Genomic DNA, 18,525 nt, shown 5'->3' on the forward strand with positions numbered 1-18,525 from the left:
TTCTTTAAGGAGGAAGCCACAGGAAGCTTCTTCTTTTTCTTTAACTTAGAAAGACAGGATGAACGAGGGGAATGATTATGAAGCAAGATCCAATCAGCGCTGCTTTTTCGCATCTTCTACTCTCAGGAACGCTTGTTCATGAAGGGACATTTGCAGAGTTACAACAAAAATTCGGGATTTCTATTCATCCACATTTAGTTATGATTATTTCAATTGATCGTTATCCAGATATAGCAAGCGCAAACGGGAATTCTTTGGAGTGGAGAAAAAAAGTTGGCCAGCAGCTAGTGGGAAAAATTGAGGAAACCGTACGTATTCCTTTTCTGTGGAATTGGATTGAAGAGGGAGTTCTAGCTCTTCTTTTAGAATTAGAGGAACAGGATTCAGTAAATGAGTTTAATAGAAAAATGGTTCATATGGCAAAAGAAATCCAACTTGCTACTAACTCTATTGACCTGTCAGTATCCATAGGGATTGGACGATATTATCAGGATCCATATTCGCTTTACCAATCGTTTTTAGAAGCAAGGAAATCCATGTCAGGCCGCTTTTTTCAAGGTAATCAATTAATCTTTCATTGTGAAATGAAACGAAATAACGAGGAGCCAGTAATCAATCCGTTTAATGAAGAAAAGGCAGAGCTGCTGGCGCTTGTTAAAATTGGGGATGTAGAAGGGACCATTCAAAATTTGAAAAGCCTCCTGGAAAAATTAGCTGTGGCTAGTCATTTTAATGAGGATATTTTCAAAACAGAAGTAGTGTCCATTGTCTTATTATTGTCTAAATGGGTGATAGATTCAGGTGCAAATGCAATAACCATCCATTCAAATAATACTAATTTTATTCAAAACTTGTATCATATTATTCGTTACGATAAATCTGTCAATCAGGTTTGTGAATATGCGGTTTGGCTTATCGAGCAATCAGTAACCACGAATTTAAATGAAGTAAGTCCTGTCATTCAACAAGCTATCGGTTATATTAAAGAACACCATCAGAAGAGTATTTCGCTGATTGAAATAGCACAATATTGCTGCTTAAGCCGGCATCATTTTAGTCATTTGTTTAAAAAAGAAGTAGGGATTAGTTTGATTGATTATTTAAATCGAATGAGAATTGACATGTCTTTGTCGTATTTAGAAATGACTGATTTACCAATAAGTGAGATTGCTGCCAAAATAGGATTCCATGATGCCAATTATTTTAGCCGCATGTTTAAAAAGTATATGCAGTTTAGTCCTTCAGATTATCGATTAGCAAGAGTTCAGACCGCAACTCCATAAAGAAAGCCTTTCATATAACAAGGTTTGAATCCTGTATATGAAAGGCTTTCTTTTATTATTCTACTAAAAAAACGGATCGTCTTTTTGAAAATCACATTCAAGTCTTATTTCATCGCTTCAACTAATAAGTCCACGATATGGACCGCACGCATTGTAGAGGACAAGCCTTCCCGTTCAATGCCAAGCTGCATCTGTAATAGGCAGCCGGGATTTGCGGTGACAATCGTCGTTGCGTGTGTCGCTTTGGCCTCAATCATTTTTGCGTCGAGCATTACCATCGACATCTCTGATTCGACAATATTATAAATCCCGGCCGAACCGCAGCAGCGATCGGCATCCTTCATTTCTTTATATTCTGCCCCTTGGATGGCTTGAAGGAGTCTTCTTGGTGAGGCGGCTGTTTTCATGCCATTTCTTAGGTGACAAGAGTCCTGGTAGGTGATCACCTGCGCAGGAAGTTTCAATGGTACCTTTTTATGAAAATCGATGGCTGCTAATATTTCGGAAATATCCTTTATCTTTTCCTTAAAGTCTCTAGCGCGGTCTTTCCAAGCAGGATCATCTTTCAGTAAATGATCATAATCGACTAAGAAGGCGCCGCATCCGCCGGCGTTGGTAATGATGAAATCAACGTTAAGGTCTTCAAAGGCCCTAATATTCCGTTTGGCTAAGTCTTTTGCTGCATCTTTTTCTCCACTATGACCGTGGAGCGCACCGCAGCAGGTTTGATTTTGCGGAATCACCACTTCACAGCCGGCTTTTTGCAGCAGCTTCATGGTGGCATCGTTTGACTTCAGGAACATCGTGTCCATTAAACAGCCGCTGAAAAAAGCAACTCTGTGTACCTTCTCAGCTATTGCTGGTAAATAGGTGGGCCGATTTTTCATCTCTTTCATCGTTGGCACATTTGGCAATACTTTTTCCATTGCCGCTAATTGGTCTGGTAACAGGCCTAAAAAGCCGATTTTTCGAGCAATCGTTTGAATGCCGGAGCGCTGATAAAATCCGATTAAACCGACCACCCCGCGTATACGGTTCTGGTGCGGGAACAGCTCTTGAAAAACGGTTTTTCTGACAATCCGGGCTGGCAGAGAGTGCTTTTTGTTTTGATGGATAATGTCCCTTGCCTCTTCGAGTAAATGGCCATAATTCACGCCGGATGGACAGACCGGTTCACAGGCACGGCAGCCAAGACAGAGTTCAAGCGAGCGCTCAAAATCCTCATCCGGCTCAATCAGCCCATCCACAACGGCTTTCATTAGTGCGATCCGGCCTCTTGGAGAATGAGATTCTTTGTAGCCTGATTCAATATAGGTCGGACAGGTTGGCAAGCAAAAGCCGCAGCGCATACAGTTAAGCAGTTCATCTTCATTCATCCGCGCTTTAAATTGTTCTTGAATCGTTTGTTTTTCTTTCACGGTTGTCATCTTGTAATCACCACGCGTTTCTTGCTGTCTTTGGCAAAAACCTTCCCAGGATTCATGATGTTATTTGGGTCAAACGCGCTTTTAATAGATTTCATTGCTGCAATTCCTTCTTCTTTCAATTTCCATTCAAGGTAGGGGGCTTTCATCGCGCCGACTCCATGTTCCCCGGTAATCGTTCCGCCCAAATCAATCGCTTTTTCAAAAATTTCCTCAAATGCTTTTTCGACCCGTTCCATTTCTTCATGATTTCTTGCATCTGTTGCACAGGTTGGATGGAGGTTTCCATCTCCGGCGTGGCCAAACGTACAAATGGTCAGTTGGTATTTTTCAGTTATCTCATTGATCGCCTGCACCATATTGGCAATTTCTGATCTAGGAACCGTCGCGTCCTCGAGTATGGTCGTCGGTTTTAAGCGTGCAATCGCAGAAAGGGCGGCCCGTCGTGCTGTTCTAAGTGCGTCCGCTTCTGCCTCAGAAGCGGCGACTTGAATCGAAACCGCATTTTCTTGCTTACAAACTTCCGCCATTTTAATTAAATCACGCTCGACCACTTCAGGTGGGCCGTCTTGCTCGATTAAAAGAACGGCCTTTACATTGGTAGGCAGACCGATTTGAGCAAATTCCTCAACCACCTTTAAGGTTGGCTGGTCAAGGAACTCTAGTGTTGTAGGAATAATTTTATTAGCAATGATTTTTGAAACAGAGTTTGCAGCAGCGGATAGATCTTGGTAAAGGGCAAGCATCGTTTGTTTCGTCTCCGGCATCGGAATCAATTTGAGTGTGGCCTCGGTAATGACCACTAAAGTGCCTTCAGATCCAACAAATAGCCGGGTTAAATCATAGCCAGCAACATCCTTTGCCAGCTTTCCGCCGGTCCTGATGATGTCGCCATTTGGCAGAACGACTTCAAGGGCGATGACATAATCGCGTGTCACCCCGTATTTAAGCCCGCGCAACCCACCGGAGTTCTCATTGATATTTCCGCCAATCGTCGAAATCTTCATCGAGCTTGGATCGGGCGGATAGAACAGCCCTTTTTCTTCTACCTTATTAATCAGATCGAGGGTAATGACACCAGGCTGAACGGTGACCGTTAAATTTTCCTCATCAATTTCAAGGATTTGGTTCATATGCTTAAAAAGCATGACAATCCCGCCCTCGGTTGGGCATGTCCCAGCACAAAGGTTGGTCCCGGAACCGCGCGGAACAATCGGAACCTTATGCTCATTACATACCTTTAGGATTTGAGAAACTTCTGCCGTATTCCTCGGGCTGATGACCGCATCAGGCATCGACTGAAAGTTCGGTGTGGCATCATATGAGTAAACTAAGCGTTCGACTTGGGAATCATCGAAGTTTTCCTTGGCTACAATGGAAATTAGTTTTTCTTTCACTGTATTCGAGAGCATTTGGTTTCCCCATTTCATTGTTTTATCTATTTTAATGTTTCTTACAGTATAGGTGATTCTTGTTTGAAAATCAGAATATTATATAAATTTCCGTCCTAAAAAAGTGGTGTCAGGCACCACTATAATTTGAAATTAAATTTCAGTAATATTATATTAGAAATAAAATAAAATTACAAAGGGGAAATAATAGGTGAAATATCTACTATTAGCGACGGACTTGGACGGCACATTATTAAACGATGAAAAAGAGATTGATGTGGAAACAATTGAGGCAATCCACGAATACCGCAAACGAGGGGGGAAAGTCGTAATTTGCAGCGGGCGTTCCCCGCTTTCAACCCAATGGATTGCCCGTACGATTGGGCTTGAGGGGGAGCCAATCATTGCATACAATGGGGCGATAATGTTCGATGAAAATGGAGAGGTCAGCGAGCAATCAGTTTTTCAATACGAGCCGCTGTTGAGCTTTTGGGAATTATGTGAGTCGGAGGGCATCTATGCCCACTTTTACGAGGGGGATACGCTCCTGGTCCCACAGGTGAATAAATGGAACGAGAACTGGATCGAAAATAACATCCCTACCCTTGAAAAATCAGGAGGAGAACGCCAACATTGTCAAAGTTTTCGAGAAAAGTGTCAGGTGAAAGTGGTTGAGGACTTTTACCGATACGTAAAGGAACAAGAGCCGAACATTACAAAAATTGCTGTCTTTGATGATGGGAATAGGCTGGATGATTTTACCAAACTCCTGAAGGAACAGAGCGTCGATATGGAAATTAGCAGCAGTTTTAACTTTGTTAATTTAGAAATTACCCCCACTGGTGTGACAAAGGCGTCTGCCCTTATGAAACTGACCGAGCAGCTGAAGATTCCACTCTCTCAAACGGCTGCGATTGGTGATAATTACAATGACGCCCTCATGCTCTCGGTTGCCGGCCTTGGAATTGCGATGGGAAATGCGCCCGAAAAGGTGAGACAATTAGCGGATCAAGTGACTGGAAATAATTATGAAGCAGGGGTTGCGAAAGCGATCCGCCGCTATTTGCTTGAATAATGTCCAAATAAACATTTCAGTACAATAGTGTTTTGAAATAACATTTCATTATTTTAATAAAAATCTTGAAATATTATTTCATATGTAATATAATAAATGTACGGGTAACCGTTTTCACCTCAGAAAAGACTTACAGGAGGATCTAAAAAAATGGCAGAAAATCTTGAATTATTAACGACAGAATCACGAAATGAACAGTCGATGCAAATAGATACAGCAAATCCAATCGAAATATTACAAATCATGAATGAGCAAGATCAACTGGTCGCATTAGCGGTCAAGGATGTGTTACCAGATGTGGAGGCAGCGGTTCAATTTGTGTTTGAATCCTTTAAAAACGGCGGGCGCCTCATTTATTTAGGTGCAGGCACGAGCGGAAGATTAGGAGTTCTAGATGCAGTCGAATGTCCGCCTACCTTCAGCACGGACCATGAAATGGTCCAAGGGATTATGGCAGGGGGAGAAGGAGCCTTTTTGAAAGCAGTCGAAGGAGCAGAGGATCAGCCTGATCTTGGTGTAGCCGATTTGAAGGAATTGGGTCTGACAAAAGATGATACCGTGATTGGGATTGCAGCCAGTGGGCGGACACCTTATGTCATAGGGGCACTTCGATATGCACGAAGCATTGGGGCGAAAACCGTTGCACTTTCCTGCAATAAAAATGCGGCGATTAGTAAGGAAGCCGACCAAAGCATCGAAGTAATTGTCGGTCCAGAGGTACTAACTGGTTCAACTCGCTTGAAATCAGGGACCGCCCATAAAATGATTTTGAACATGATTTCAACTTCTTCGATGATTCTTTTAGGAAAAGCCTATGAGAATTTAATGGTCGATGTTCATGTGAGCAACCAAAAATTGAAGGAACGAGCGATCGGCATCATCCGTAAAATTACCGGGGTTTCCTATCAACAGGCTTTGGAAACACTAGAGGCATCAGATCTACAAGTTAAAACGGCAATCGTCATGATAAAAACGAATAGAAATAAACAAGAAGCTGAACGATTATTAACAGAAGCGAATGGCTATGTAAAAAAAGCAATCCAAAACGTGGAAGAGTAATTTAAAAAAAGGTGGTCTTTGGTGTGGCAGCAGGCGGATTAAAAATGATTCAAAATATGCTGGAACAGCTTCCAGCTTCCGAGCGGAAAATTGCTGAATTTATTCTTGATAATCCTCAAGCGATTTTAAACAGTACCGTTCATGACATCGGATTGCAGGCTAATACAAGTGGTGCTGCTGTTATTCGGCTGTGTAAGTCCTTGGGCTTAAACGGTTTTCAAGATTTAAAAGTACGAATTGCTGGGGATCTAGTGAAACCAGTTGAACAAGGGTACCGTGACATCGAGCCTGGTGAATCTTTTTTCTCTATCGCTCAGAAGACAACAAGTAATAGCATCCAAAGCATCCGCGACTCGGAAGAGATAATCAATTACGATGAATTGGAACGTGCTGTGCACACCTTGTCGACTGCTAAAAATGTTCATTTTTTTGGAATTGGGGCTTCAAATATTATCGCTAGGGACGCACAGCAAAAGCTCCTTAGGGTTCATAAAAACGCAACCGCTTTTTCGGATACACATCTTGTTGCTACATTGATTGCCAATGCCAATAAGGATGATCTGGTGTTTGGAATTTCCCACTCAGGAGAGACACCTGAGGTGATTAAAGTTATGGCACTCGCAAAAGAGCGCGGGGTTAAAACAATTAGTTTAACGAAATATGGGCAATCATCGGTCTCTGCTTTGGCAGATATTAAATTGTTTACCGCATATTCGGGTGAGGCTCCGTTTCGAAGTGCAGCCACTTCATCACGCCTTGCGCAGTTATATATCATGGATATTTTGTTTTTATCGATGGCAACCGTTCAATATGAGGATACGATTCATTCCATTGATAAAACAAGAGAAGCGATCCGGTTTATTAAAGAAGGGAAATAATCCTTTCAGGAGGTGATGTGAACACCATTCCATCTCTTATCGTCCTGCAATACTGACTTGGAATAAGAAGTTCACTTTTGAAAAAACAACAGAGAGAAGGGGAATTAGCATGTCTGGAGAGAATAAAATTTTAGCAGAAAAGATTCTTGAACAATTAGGCGGCCCAGCGAATATTGAAAATTATACTCATTGTATGACAAGACTTCGTGTGACACCGAAGGATGATTCGATTGTCAACCAAGCAGCCATTAAGAAAATAGACGGAGTCATGGGAGTGGTAGAGGAAGAAACACTTCAAATTATCTTAGGCCCTGGAAAAGTAAACAGGGTGACAGAAGAGTTTGGTAGATTGATAGATGCTGCTGGCGGAATCGATTTGAAAGAAAAGGCAGCCAGCAAAAAGGCTGAAATTAACAAAAAGAATGCCACGCCATTTAAGTTATTTTTACGAAAAATATCAAGTATTTTCATTCCATTAATCCCAGCACTTGTCGCTTCCGGATTGATTACTGGGATCACCAAAGCAATCGTCCAAGCGGGATGGTTAGCTGCAGATTCCCAACTTGCGACCATCTTGTCCGTGATTGGAAGCGGTTTATTTGGTTACCTTGGTATTTTAGTTGGTACCAATGCAGCGAAAGAATTCGGTGGTTCACCCGCACTTGGGGCGATTGCCGGTATTTTAATCATTAACCCAGCTGTTGCAGGAATCAAATTGTTTGATACCGCTTTACTTCCTGGACGGGGCGGCTTAATTGGAGTTCTCTTTGCAGCCATCTTTATTGCCCTTGTCGAAAAACGAGTTCGTCGTTATGTTCCACAATCGCTTGACCTGTTTATCACGCCAACGGTTGCTTTATTGCTTACTGGTATTGTAACTTATCTTGTTTTTATGCCGCTTGGTGGTTTCGTTTCAGATGCGATTACAAAAGGATTAACTTCGCTGCTTGATGTGGGTGGTGTCGTGGCTGGCTTTGTGCTTGGTGCAACCTTCCTGCCGCTCGTTGTCACTGGTTTACATCAAGGCTTAACACCAATTCACTTGGAGTTAATTAATACGCTTGGAAATGACCCGCTTCTGCCAATCTTGGCTATGGGTGGTGCAGCACAAGTCGGAGCTGCGTTTGCAATTTACTTTAAGACGAAGAAAAAACGCTTAAAAAGAGCGATTGGCGGGGGGCTGCCTGCAGGAATTCTTGGAATTGGCGAACCACTTATTTTCGGTGTGACCTTACCATTAGGCCGTCCATTCTTAACTGCTTGCTTAGGTGCGGGTGTTGGCGGAGCGTTCCAGGCTGTCTTCCATGTAGCGACGATTGCAGTCGGTGTATCTGGTTTACCGCTTGCCTTCCTAGTGGTTTCTGGCCAAGTCCTGCTTTACCTGCTTGGTGTGTTAATTTCTTATGCTGCTGGTTTCTTGTTCACCTATTTATTTGGCTTCAATGATGACATGGCCGGTGAGTTTGATTGATCGGTATTTCCTTCTATTTAAATGACCCTTTAGCAGAAGAACGGATTAGGTTCGCAGGAAAAATGGGTGTGAGGCGGGCGTTTACGTCGCTTCACATCCCTGAAGAGGCAGGCGATTTAGCGGGCCGCGCGAAATCGTTGCTTAAAGCAGCAAAAGAAGCTGGAATAGAGGTTTATGCGGATGTATCGGCACGAACACCTGCCCATTTAGGATTAAAAAGCTTATCTGCGTTAAAATCCTTAGGAGTCATCGGTTTGCGTTTGGATGACTTTTTTGAAAATGATACGATTTTGACCCTGGCTAAGGAATTCAAACTTGCTCTCAATGCCAGTATTTTATTTGAGAAAGATGTGGATGCTCTCCTTGAGGGCGGGTTAGAGGCTGGTCAGCTGCTGGCTTGGCATAATTTCTATCCAAGGCGTGAAACGGGCTTATCTGAATCGTTCTTTGAATCACAGAATGAACTTTTTAGACGGTATGGTATTCCAGTAAGTGCGTATATTCCAGGAGACGGTGAGAAACGCGGCCCTCTGTTTGAAGGGCTGCCCACCTTGGAAGCGCATCGTGAAGTCGATCCGTATTTGGCTGCATTGGAGTTGTTCCGGGCTGGTGTTGTGGATGTCTATATAGGCGATCCCGAGGTAAGTGAGGAGCTTCTTAGTAAATTAATGGAATTAGACCGTTTTGGTCGGGTTTCGCTCCGAGTGGAAGGGTTTCAAGAAGGGGAGTTCCGGCTTCGCCCTGATTTTTCCCGTGACGTTCTCCGGCTTATGGATACGAGAAGTTCAGGCTCGGTCGTCGCTGAGAATACGGTGGCACGGCCGGTGGGGACGATTACGAGAGACAATGACCACTATGGACGATATCGCGGAGAGGTCCAAATCACGCGTCATGACCTACCGTCCGATAAGCGAGTTAATGTGGTTGGAAGGGTAGTGGAGGCGGATTTACCTTTGCTTTCCTTCCTGCAACCGGGTCACATCGTAAAACTAATTCGAGTTTGATTAAAACCAAGGGATTTCCCTTGGTCTTTTTCTGTTTGAATGTCTGAATTTATCGTGTAGAATTATTTTTATATATACTGTGGAATGGTGTTTGAGAAGGAGATTACAATTAATGAACAACAAAAATAAAACAGTTGTCCGTTCGATGGATGTATTAAATCTATTTATAGAGCATTCCGAATTATCATTTCAAGAAATTATTGATCTATCAGGAATTCCAAAAACTTCAGTCTATCGAATGCTCTCGTCGTTAGAGGAAATGGGGTTTGTAGAAAAAGGAAGTGATTTGAAGTACAGACTTGGACTTTTGTTTCTCAAATTTGGCCATCTGGTTTTGGCGAGGATTGACCTACGTCAGATTGCCTACCCATTTATGGTTGAATTACATAATGATATTAAGGAAGCCATTAACTTAATTGTTAGAGAAGGGAACGAAGCCATCTATATCGAGAAAATTGACACAAAACAAAAGGTTCGTCTGTATACTGCGATTGGAAGGAAAAGTCCCCTTTATGCTGGGGCCTGTCCACGTGCGATCTTGTCCTTTTTACCTGATTTAGAAGTGCAGGAATATCTCGAATCAACTGAGCTCAAATCGTTTGCACAAGGGACAATTACTGACAAAGAGAGAATTTATGAAACCATAAAACAGGCGAGAATCGATGGATACACCATCAGCCATTCTGAATTGGAAAACCATACATCTGCGATTGCCTCCCCCATTTTTAATCACCTAGGTGAAGTGATAGCGGGCATTAGTATAGCGGGCATTGAAGCGAATTATCAAGGTGATAACATTGAGAAATATGCGAAGAAAGTGAAAAAAGTTGCAGAGGAAATATCGATGCGATTAGGCTATACAAAATGAAAAGAACGGGGCGGTCTCTGCATCAACACACAGTTTGATGTAGAGACCGCCCCGTTCATACGATTTGAAGCTACATTTTCATCTGCACCTGTACTCTCATTCATAAAGTGCTTTAAAGCGAATGCCTAACGCTAATTTACGGAGCTTCTGCCCTTGCATGATTAGTTCTATTTCTGCTTGTTCAAGCGAAACTTCCTTGAACTCCATGTTAGCGTTAGGCTGCATCTGGGCCAAACAAGGCAGGTCGACGGAAATGACTTGACCGATTTTGGGATATCCTCCAGTCGTTTGTCGATCTGCCATTAAAATAATCGGCTGTCCGTTTGAAGGTACTTGAATGGTCCCGTACGTAACTCCTTCTGATAGCAGCTCAAATTTTTCTGATAAGTTGAGTGATTCTCCTTCCAACCGATAGCCCATCCGATCCGCCTGAGTGGTTAACGTGTACCGATCCGAAAAAAATGTTTGTTGACTAGCCGTATCGAAACGCTCGAACTCAGCCCCTCGTAAAACCCTTATCGTTTGTGTTTTATTAAATGATATAAATTTTGTATAGTTGACTGACCATGGAAAATGAGTAGTCATTTTTTCGAGCTGATGAACGAATGCCCGACTGATTCTATTGAAGGTTCCGCTCTCAAACACATCCCCTTTTTGTAATGCTCTGCCGTGAAACCCTCCAATCGCCGCGCGAAGATATGTGCTTTTACTTCCCATCACTTCGGGAATATCGATTCCACCAGCCAAGGCCACGTACGCCCTGCATCCCTTAATGGCGGATTTAAATTTTAAAATAGAACCTTTGCGGATCAGGACGGGCCGCCACATCGGTGCTTCCTTCCCGTCAATTTTAGGCTGAAGGTCACCGCCTGTAATCGCAATTAACTCATCTGTTTCAAATTCGAGAGTTGTCCCAAACAGGGTAACTTCAAGTGCACCTTCTCCTTCGTTATTTCCCACGAGTAAATTTGCGACTCTAAGAGAAATAGGATCCATGGCACCACTTACGAGTACCCCGAATTTTTGTGAACCGAATCTCCCTAAATCTTGGATTGTAGTCAATAATCCAGGATGAAGCACTTTAATGCTCATTGTTTCATCTCCCTATAGGCAGCATACTCTTCATGTGTAATTGGTACATAGCGGATTCTATCTCCAGACTGTAACATCGTTGGCGGTGAAAGCTCGGGAAGAAACAAATCAAGCGGGGTGCGCCCGATAATTTGCCATCCTCCTGGTGTTTCCAGCGGGTAGATGCCTGTTTGTTTTCCAGCAATTCCAACAGATCCCGGCACGATGGCCAGGCGGGGTGAATCTTTACGTGGTGTGGCAATCCTTTCGTCCATTCCCCCCATGAACGGAAAACCTGGAGCAAAGCCAATCATATAGACTAAGTAATCAGCTGACGAATGAATTTCAATTACTTTTTCAACAGAAAGTCCATGATACGTTGCTACATACTCTAAATCTGGACCAAATTCTCCTCCGTACAAGACTGGGATGGTTATTAGCCGTTGTTCAGGTTTTTCACTCGTTCCTAATTGATCTAGTAACGCCAAAATGAAGGTGCTTACTTTTTTATAAGGACTTGTTGCTTCTTTATCTGGGTTGGACAAATAGACGGCAACAGGATTGTAATAAATGGTCAAGCTATTATAAGACGGTACAGATTCCATGAATCCTGTAAACGGCTTTTTTTCTAATAAGTTGGATAGATTTTTCACTTTTTCATGGATGGCGGGGCTCATTCCATCGCCTAACTGAATCACAAGAGCAGAATCCCCTAAAGGCCTTAAGATAACATTATTTTTATGATGGGCCATTATAATTAGCTCCTCTAAGTTTCGAATTTCGGTAACTAGGTTCTGTTAAACGGATACTATCAATATTATAGTTTATACAAATTTAAATACAAGACTATAAATATGGAATATTATGATATTTATAATTTTCGTATAATTATATTCAATTGAAAATATTTATGCTAGAATTGGTTTAAGTTTTAAAACTAGAGTTCCGAATATCGAAACTAAATAAAGATGAAAGCGCTCTTCTGAAGGGGACGAGTAATGAGATGGAGGGGAGAAACATGTTTCAAGTGGATTTGAATTGTGATTTAGGGGAGAGTTTTGGACGGTACAAGCTTGGGGAGCAGGAAGAAATTTTGAAATACGTTACATCGGCAAATATTGCTTGCGGTTTTCATAGCGGAGACCCAAGTGTAATGAGAGAAACGGTAAAGATGGCCATTGCTAATGGGGTCAAAGTTGGAGCACATCCTGGTTTGCCAGATTTAAACGGATTCGGGCGAAGGGAAATGGCTATTACACCTCAAGAAGGATATGACATGGTCGTCTACCAAATTGGGGCATTGCAAGGATTTTTAATGACGTTCAATGAAAAAATGCAGCATGTAAAACCCCATGGTGCTTTGTACAACATGGCTGCCAAGGATCGAAAACTTGCCGAGGCCATTGCCCAAGCGGTTTATGATGTATCCCCGTCCTTAATATTATTCGGCCTTGCCGGCAGTGAATTGACAAAAGCCGGAGAGAAGATCGGTTTACGCACGGCACATGAGGTATTTGCAGATCGTACGTATCAAGCGGACGGGTCTTTGACTTCTCGCTCACAAATGGATGCGCTGATTACAGATCAAGAACAATCTGTTGCGCAAATTGTGAAAATGGTGACAGAAGGAAAAGTAGTATCCCAGCAAAAAACAGAAGTTTCGCTGCGTGCAGATACCATTTGTATTCACGGTGATGGTACGCACGCCCTAGCCTTTGCCAAATATATTAACGAAACATTAGAAAAGAACAATATTACGGTAGATGCAATCAGTAACTTGGAGGTTTACTATGGAAAATCCTAAATTTGATGTTCCACAAAAAGATGTCAAAGCTTCTAAGCAAAAGAAGGTAAGTAGAAGTGTCTTACTCGGTGCGGCATTTTTAATGGCGACTTCATCGATCGGACCTGGATTTTTGACCCAAACGACTGTATTTACACAGCAGTTGGCTGCAAGCTTTGCCTTTGTTATTTTAATTTCATTATTATTAGACATTTTTTCACAAATGAACATTTGGAGAATCATTGCCGTCTCTGGGTTGCGTGGACAAGAAATTGCCAACAAAGTGTTCCCTGGACTCGGAGTTGTCTTGGCCATACTTATCGTCATAGGCGGTTTGGCGTTTAATATCGGAAACGTAGCTGGCGCTGGATTGGGTCTGAATGCCATGCTTGGATGGGATCCTATTACAGGTGCAGTGATTAGTGCACTATTAGCGATTTTTATTTTTGTGGTTAAAGAAGCAGGTAAAGTAATGGACAAATTCGCGCAAATCGCAGGGTTCGTTATGATCCTCCTCATGCTGTACGTTGCATTTACGACAGCACCGCCGGTTGGAGAGGCGATTGTGAATACGTTTATGCCGGAAAAGATTAACATGTTTGCTATCGTTACGCTTGTTGGAGGTACGGTAGGAGGGTATATTACGTTTGCAGGCGGACACCGTCTATTAGACGCGGGTATCAAAGGTGTGGAAGCTTTGCCAGCAGTTACAAAAAGCTCTGTTACAGGGATTCTCGTTACCGGTATTATGCGTGTGGCATTATTCTTGGCTGTTCTTGGGGTTGTAACAAAAGGACTAGCGATTGATCCAGCGAATCCGCCTGCTTCGGTGTTCCAACTAGCTGCAGGTGACGTCGGTTACCGTATGTTTGGTGTAATCATGTGGGCTGCTGCGGTAACATCAGTTGTAGGAGCGGCGTATACGTCGGTTTCCTTTATCCGCACGTTTCATCCAACCATTGAGAAATACCAAAATTGGGTCATTATTGCATTTATCGTTATTTCAACAGCGACATTTGCCATTGTTGGAAGGCCAGTAACAATCTTGCTTATTGTTGGAGCATTGAATGCCCTTATTTTGCCAATAGGTTTAGGTACATTATTAGTTGCGGCCTACAAGAAAAGTATCGTAGGTGAGTACAAGCATCCGCTATGGTTGACGATTCCGGGTTGTTTTGTTGTGGTGGTAATGGGCTATTTGAGTGTTGTGACATTGATCGAACAATTACCTTTGATTTTTAAGTAATTTTATAAGATTACCAATTTAGGAGGGTTCATTTTGGGGAACTATGAAACATTGGAGCCGGAAAAAATTAGGGAGTTGATTCGGAAGCAAGAGATTACAGGACCAACTGCCGGAATGTCAAAAGGGTATACCCAAGCGAACTTGGTGATCTTAAAAAAAGAGCATGCCTTTGACTTTTTGCTGTTTTGTCAACGGAATCCGAAGCCATGTCCTTTATTGGACGTGACGGAGCCTGGCTCATTTGTTCCTGCTTTGATTGCCAAAGGGGCAGATATCCGAAAAGACATCCCGAAATATCGTATATACAGAGAGGGTGTTTTTACAGAGGAAGTCGCAGATATTGCCGAGTATTGGGAAGACGACATGGTGGGCTTCTTGCTAGGGTGCAGTTTTACATTTGAAACACCACTCCTTGAGAGCGGTATTCCGGTCAGGCATATCGAGGAAAACTGTAACGTTCCGATGTACAAAACGAATATTAAGTGTGAAAAAGCAGGCCTGTTTGAGGGGCCGACCGTCGTTAGTATGAGGCCAATGACACCGCAGGATGCCATCCGTGCCGTTCAGATTACATCTCGTTTTCCGGCCGTACATGGTGCGCCAATCCATATCGGAAATCCAAGCGAAATAGGCATCATGGATCTTTCAAGACCTGATTTTGGAGATGCTGTGTCCTTGAAACCAGGGGAGGTTCCGGTATTTTGGGCTTGTGGTGTAACCCCTCAAGCCGTTGCGATGGAAAGTAAGCCTTCCATCATGATCACTCATGCACCAGGATGTATGTTCATTAGTGATATAAAAGATGAAGCTTTCAGTGTGCTATAAAACGTATCTATTGATAAAAGGCTAAAATATTTCGTAGTCTTATAGAAGATCCTGCGATAAACAGAGTCTGCAAAGTATTATACTATCGTGAGGTGATGCATCAGTGCGTCGTCTCTTTGAACTTTACGGTGACGAGTTCGACCTGCTTGTTTGTCGTTGAAAAGGGGATGGAAAATATGTCTAAAAAATCGAAGGCTGCGCTTTTCGTGCTCATTTTGATCTGGGGCGCAAGCTGGCCAATCAATAAATTAGCAGTACCCTATTCACCGCCATTGCTTTATGCAGGACTGCGTACACTGTTAGGTGGAATCTTGTTGACACTAATTATTTGGAAGACGCGGAAGGCGATCAATTGGCGGAATAACTGGCAGAAGTACTGTATTGCGGCTTTCTTTAACTCCATCCTTTTTTTCGGGCTTCAGACATTAGGATTGCTCTATTTACCGGGTGGATTGTTTTCCGTACTTGTCTATTTCCAGCCGATTTTACTCGGCCTTTTCGCTTGGCTGTTCCTAGGTGAATATTTATCGCCAATCCAAATCATTGGTTTGTTGCTTGGATTCGTTGGGATCGCAGTCGTTAGTGTCGACGGTTTGACCGTTCATATCTCACCAATTGGAGTGATACTCGGGTTACTAACAGCGGTAAGCTGGGCGTCAGGTGTTATCTACGTAAAGAAAGTAAGCAAAGAAGTGGATGCATTTTGGATGGTGGCGATTCAATCTGTGATTGGAGGCATTTTCCTCCTAAGTACTGGAACAGTGTTTGAAAGCTGGTCTGCAATCGAATGGAATCGATATTACATAGTAGGGCTCTGCTTTGGTGCGACCATTGGCATCCCCTATGCCTACATCCTTTACTACAAGCTTGTTAATGCGGGTGAGGCAAGTAAAGTTGGTTCCTATACGTTTCTCATTCCTATTGTTGCTGTTCTCCTCGGCGTGCTTTTCTTGGGAGAAACGGTGACCTATACCCTTATTGTCGGGATGTTATTAGTTGCCACAAGCATTCATTTTGTGAATTTCCGGTATAAGCCTATATACAAAAGGATGAGTAATAAATAAAATCATCGACTCAATTAAATATTCCTTAATAAGCCCACTTATTTAATGGGCTTATTTTTTTAGACTATATTGTCTTACTCACATAATCATTGCGATATTTAGCGGGTGAAACGTTCATCATTGTAGTGAATACGCGTGTAAAGGAATGCACTGATCCAAAGCCGGTGACATCAGCTATCTCTTTAATAGGAATGCTTGTCATTTCAAGAAGACGAGCCGCCTCTCTTACTCTTTCCTTGCGAATATAATTGGAGAAACTTTCACACAGTTCAGTGGAGAAGAGCCTTGATAAATGACGACTAGAAATGTGAAGATAGTTGGCGACATGTTCTAGCTTCAATGGTTCTGATAAATTATCACGAATAAACAGCTTTGCTTGATATAAATGGGTGGGAGAACGATTCGAAAACATTTTTTCTTGATTTCGACTTCTCTGATTTGTTTCGGAAAACATAGTACTAAAGGACAGGATGAGCGTGTGTGCCATATTAGTAATGAAGTTAAAATCGTTGGCACCGCCGTTTGACGTATAATCTACCAATGCCCTCCATAGTAAGGCCGTTGAGGAATCATCAGCAGCACTAATACAAATTCTATTTGTTTTCGCCAGTAGATTAAACTTCCTAATGCAATCAACCTTTGATTGTTCATGTAAAAGCTCGAAAGCAACAAATACAAGAAAAAGTCCGGTTTCGCTTAAAATTTGGTGATGAATGTTCGGACGGGATAAAAATACTGTACCTTTCTTTAACGGATATTGTACATCCAGGTCTTTATACTGTCCTTCTCCATTTAGTACATAACAAACTTCAAAAAATGAATGCCTATGGACCGGATTGTTAAAATGCTCCGGGTTCACTCCCCAATAATGCACCTTAAAGGAAATTTCTTCTCCAATCGGCCGTATTGCATATTGATTCAACATTCCTTCACTTAGTTTACATGATTGGACGACCAAAAATATCCCTCCGATGTCTTCAAAAGACAAAAAAACAGCCTCTTTTGATAAAGACTGGAATCCATTATTTTCTTAAAATTATAACAATTATACTATTAATCTTAAAGGAGGAAATTATCATGATTACTTCAAAGGATGCTGATTTTTACAAAGAATATGGATACTTGCTTGTTAAAGGGGTTTTTTCTAAAGAGGAAGTAGAGCAAATGAAAACGGCGGTTGAACGCATTATTCAACGTGCTGCAAATACTAAACATGATCGAAATCATGCCTGGCAAGGGGATTACATTCCCCCGAATGAGTTAAAAAAACTTGTTTTGAAAGGGTTTCATGACGTTCATTATCATGATGCATCTTTCTCAAGAGCGGTTATTCATCCTAATATGGTGTCTATTTTGCAAAAGCTGATCGGACCGAATGTGCAATTACATCACTCCAAAATGCTGGTGAAGCCGCCTGAAAAGGGAGCAGCTTTTCCAATGCATCAGGATCATCCGTATTTCCCACATGAAAGTCATACCATGCTGGCTGCTAGTGTTCATCTTGATGATGCTGACTTGGAAAACGGATGCCTAAGGGTGATACCAAAATCTCATCATAAAGGACCACTTCCTCATGTAGGCAGTCACTACTTAAATCATAAGGAATATCCGATTTCCATAGGGACTCCCTGCCCTGCTGAAGCAGGGGATGTACTGTTTTTTAATTATTTAACGGTACACGGTTCGGATAGTAATCGCAGTAACCGTCCGCGCAGAAACGTATTATTCCAGTATCGTGATCCTGCCGATAAACCGTCCTCCGATGTACATGTGAACTGGGGGCAAGGCCTGATGGTATGTGGAGAAAATCCAACATTCCGTGATTATCACGCTAACTTTGCCTTAAAATAGTGAATTGAGAGGAAACAGTTACAAATAGGGTAGGTCTACGTGACCGAAAAGAGTCAGGAGAAGAGAAGTGGGTAACGTAGAAGGGCTCTACGTGACCGAAAAGAGTCAGGAGTAGAGAAACCCTGCGATTCGGTAATCCTGTTAACGGGTCGTATTATTTTAAGGGGGGTAGGGTCAGACCCCGCAGGCGCTAGCGCCGAGGAGGCTCCCCGGACCGCCCGCGGAAAGCGAA

At 42.5% G+C, this 18,525-nt stretch carries 17 protein-coding genes; 12 read left to right on the forward strand and 5 right to left on the reverse strand.

The window, feature by feature from the left end; translation table 11 throughout:
* Positions 1 to 77 precede the first annotated feature (77 nt).
* Positions 78 to 1,283, forward strand: coding sequence for a helix-turn-helix domain-containing protein (locus ACSU6B_RS08930; RefSeq protein WP_410884490.1), 1,206 nt, complete (start codon positions 78 to 80; stop codon positions 1,281 to 1,283).
* A 104-nt stretch (positions 1,284 to 1,387) separates the two neighbouring features.
* Here the strand turns inward: ACSU6B_RS08930 and ACSU6B_RS08935 are convergent, their stop codons facing one another.
* Together ACSU6B_RS08935 and glcD are read right to left on the reverse strand one after the other, a co-directional pair.
* A complete protein-coding gene (locus tag ACSU6B_RS08935) occupies positions 1,388 to 2,710 on the reverse strand; it encodes a (Fe-S)-binding protein (RefSeq protein WP_410884492.1) in 1,323 nt (440 codons plus the stop codon).
* Positions 2,707 to 4,119, reverse strand: coding sequence for a glycolate oxidase subunit GlcD (glcD, locus tag ACSU6B_RS08940; RefSeq protein WP_410884494.1), 1,413 nt, complete (start codon positions 4,117 to 4,119; stop codon positions 2,707 to 2,709). Before glcD ends, ACSU6B_RS08935 begins: the two co-directional genes overlap by 4 nt.
* 190 nt (positions 4,120 to 4,309) lie before the next feature.
* Between glcD and ACSU6B_RS08945 the strand changes: the two genes are divergently transcribed.
* The 6 genes from ACSU6B_RS08945 to ACSU6B_RS08970 all read left to right on the forward strand — a co-directional run bounded on the left by ACSU6B_RS08945 (position 4,310) and on the right by ACSU6B_RS08970 (position 10,453).
* Positions 4,310 to 5,173: a Cof-type HAD-IIB family hydrolase gene (locus tag ACSU6B_RS08945; RefSeq protein ID WP_410884496.1), complete on the forward strand. Its 864-nt coding sequence runs from the start codon at positions 4,310 to 4,312 to the stop codon at positions 5,171 to 5,173.
* Positions 5,174 to 5,323: 150 nt separating this feature from the next.
* On the forward strand, positions 5,324 to 6,232 hold the full coding sequence (gene murQ, locus ACSU6B_RS08950) for an N-acetylmuramic acid 6-phosphate etherase (RefSeq protein ID WP_410884498.1): 909 nt from the start codon (positions 5,324 to 5,326) through the stop codon (positions 6,230 to 6,232).
* A gap of 23 nt (positions 6,233 to 6,255) precedes the next feature.
* Positions 6,256 to 7,110 carry a MurR/RpiR family transcriptional regulator gene (locus tag ACSU6B_RS08955; RefSeq protein WP_410884500.1) on the forward strand — a complete coding sequence of 285 codons (855 nt, stop codon included), beginning with the start codon at positions 6,256 to 6,258 and terminating at the stop codon, positions 7,108 to 7,110.
* Between the two features lie 109 nt (positions 7,111 to 7,219).
* Positions 7,220 to 8,581, forward strand: coding sequence for a PTS transporter subunit EIIC (locus ACSU6B_RS08960; protein ID WP_410884502.1), 1,362 nt, complete (start codon positions 7,220 to 7,222; stop codon positions 8,579 to 8,581).
* Positions 8,578 to 9,585 carry a MupG family TIM beta-alpha barrel fold protein gene (locus ACSU6B_RS08965; protein WP_410884504.1) on the forward strand — a complete coding sequence of 336 codons (1,008 nt, stop codon included), beginning with the start codon at positions 8,578 to 8,580 and terminating at the stop codon, positions 9,583 to 9,585. Before ACSU6B_RS08960 ends, ACSU6B_RS08965 begins: the two co-directional genes overlap by 4 nt.
* A gap of 112 nt (positions 9,586 to 9,697) precedes the next feature.
* The gene (locus ACSU6B_RS08970) at positions 9,698 to 10,453 is read left to right on the forward strand and encodes an IclR family transcriptional regulator (RefSeq protein WP_214997984.1); all 756 of its coding nucleotides are present in this window, start codon (positions 9,698 to 9,700) and stop codon (positions 10,451 to 10,453) included.
* 96 nt (positions 10,454 to 10,549) lie between these two features.
* On the opposite strand, the gene ACSU6B_RS08975 is transcribed toward ACSU6B_RS08970, so the two are convergent.
* Together ACSU6B_RS08975 and pxpB are read right to left on the reverse strand one after the other, a co-directional pair.
* Positions 10,550 to 11,545: a biotin-dependent carboxyltransferase family protein gene (locus ACSU6B_RS08975; RefSeq protein ID WP_410884506.1), complete on the reverse strand. Its 996-nt coding sequence runs from the start codon at positions 11,543 to 11,545 to the stop codon at positions 10,550 to 10,552.
* Complete coding sequence (gene pxpB / locus ACSU6B_RS08980; protein ID WP_410884508.1) at positions 11,542 to 12,276, reverse strand: 5-oxoprolinase subunit PxpB; 735 nt, start codon at positions 12,274 to 12,276, stop codon at positions 11,542 to 11,544. The genes ACSU6B_RS08975 and pxpB overlap by 4 nt, the downstream gene beginning before the upstream one ends.
* A 266-nt stretch (positions 12,277 to 12,542) precedes the next feature.
* Here pxpB and ACSU6B_RS08985 point away from each other — a divergent pair, with 266 nt between their 5' ends.
* The 4 genes from ACSU6B_RS08985 to ACSU6B_RS09000 all read left to right on the forward strand — a co-directional run bounded on the left by ACSU6B_RS08985 (position 12,543) and on the right by ACSU6B_RS09000 (position 16,442).
* Positions 12,543 to 13,328, forward strand: a complete 786-nt coding sequence (locus tag ACSU6B_RS08985; protein WP_410884510.1) for a LamB/YcsF family protein — start codon at positions 12,543 to 12,545, stop codon at positions 13,326 to 13,328.
* The gene (locus tag ACSU6B_RS08990; protein WP_410884512.1) at positions 13,315 to 14,553 is read left to right on the forward strand and encodes an NRAMP family divalent metal transporter; all 1,239 of its coding nucleotides are present in this window, start codon (positions 13,315 to 13,317) and stop codon (positions 14,551 to 14,553) included. Before ACSU6B_RS08985 ends, ACSU6B_RS08990 begins: the two co-directional genes overlap by 14 nt.
* 33 nt (positions 14,554 to 14,586) lie before the next feature.
* The gene (locus ACSU6B_RS08995; protein WP_410884514.1) at positions 14,587 to 15,378 is read left to right on the forward strand and encodes a putative hydro-lyase; all 792 of its coding nucleotides are present in this window, start codon (positions 14,587 to 14,589) and stop codon (positions 15,376 to 15,378) included.
* Between the two features lie 167 nt (positions 15,379 to 15,545).
* Positions 15,546 to 16,442, forward strand: a complete 897-nt coding sequence (locus ACSU6B_RS09000) for a DMT family transporter (protein WP_410884640.1) — start codon at positions 15,546 to 15,548, stop codon at positions 16,440 to 16,442.
* Positions 16,443 to 16,506: 64 nt separating this feature from the next.
* On the opposite strand, the gene ACSU6B_RS09005 is transcribed toward ACSU6B_RS09000, so the two are convergent.
* Complete coding sequence (locus tag ACSU6B_RS09005) at positions 16,507 to 17,430, reverse strand: helix-turn-helix domain-containing protein (protein ID WP_410884516.1); 924 nt, start codon at positions 17,428 to 17,430, stop codon at positions 16,507 to 16,509.
* 89 nt (positions 17,431 to 17,519) lie between these two features.
* Here ACSU6B_RS09005 and ACSU6B_RS09010 point away from each other — a divergent pair, with 89 nt between their 5' ends.
* Positions 17,520 to 18,293, forward strand: a complete 774-nt coding sequence (locus ACSU6B_RS09010; protein WP_410884518.1) for a phytanoyl-CoA dioxygenase family protein — start codon at positions 17,520 to 17,522, stop codon at positions 18,291 to 18,293.
* The last annotated feature ends 232 nt before the right edge of the window (positions 18,294 to 18,525 follow it).

Source organism: Neobacillus sp. C211 (assembly GCF_051842875.1).
In the GTDB taxonomy this organism is placed as follows: domain Bacteria; phylum Bacillota; class Bacilli; order Bacillales; family Cytobacillaceae; genus Neobacillus.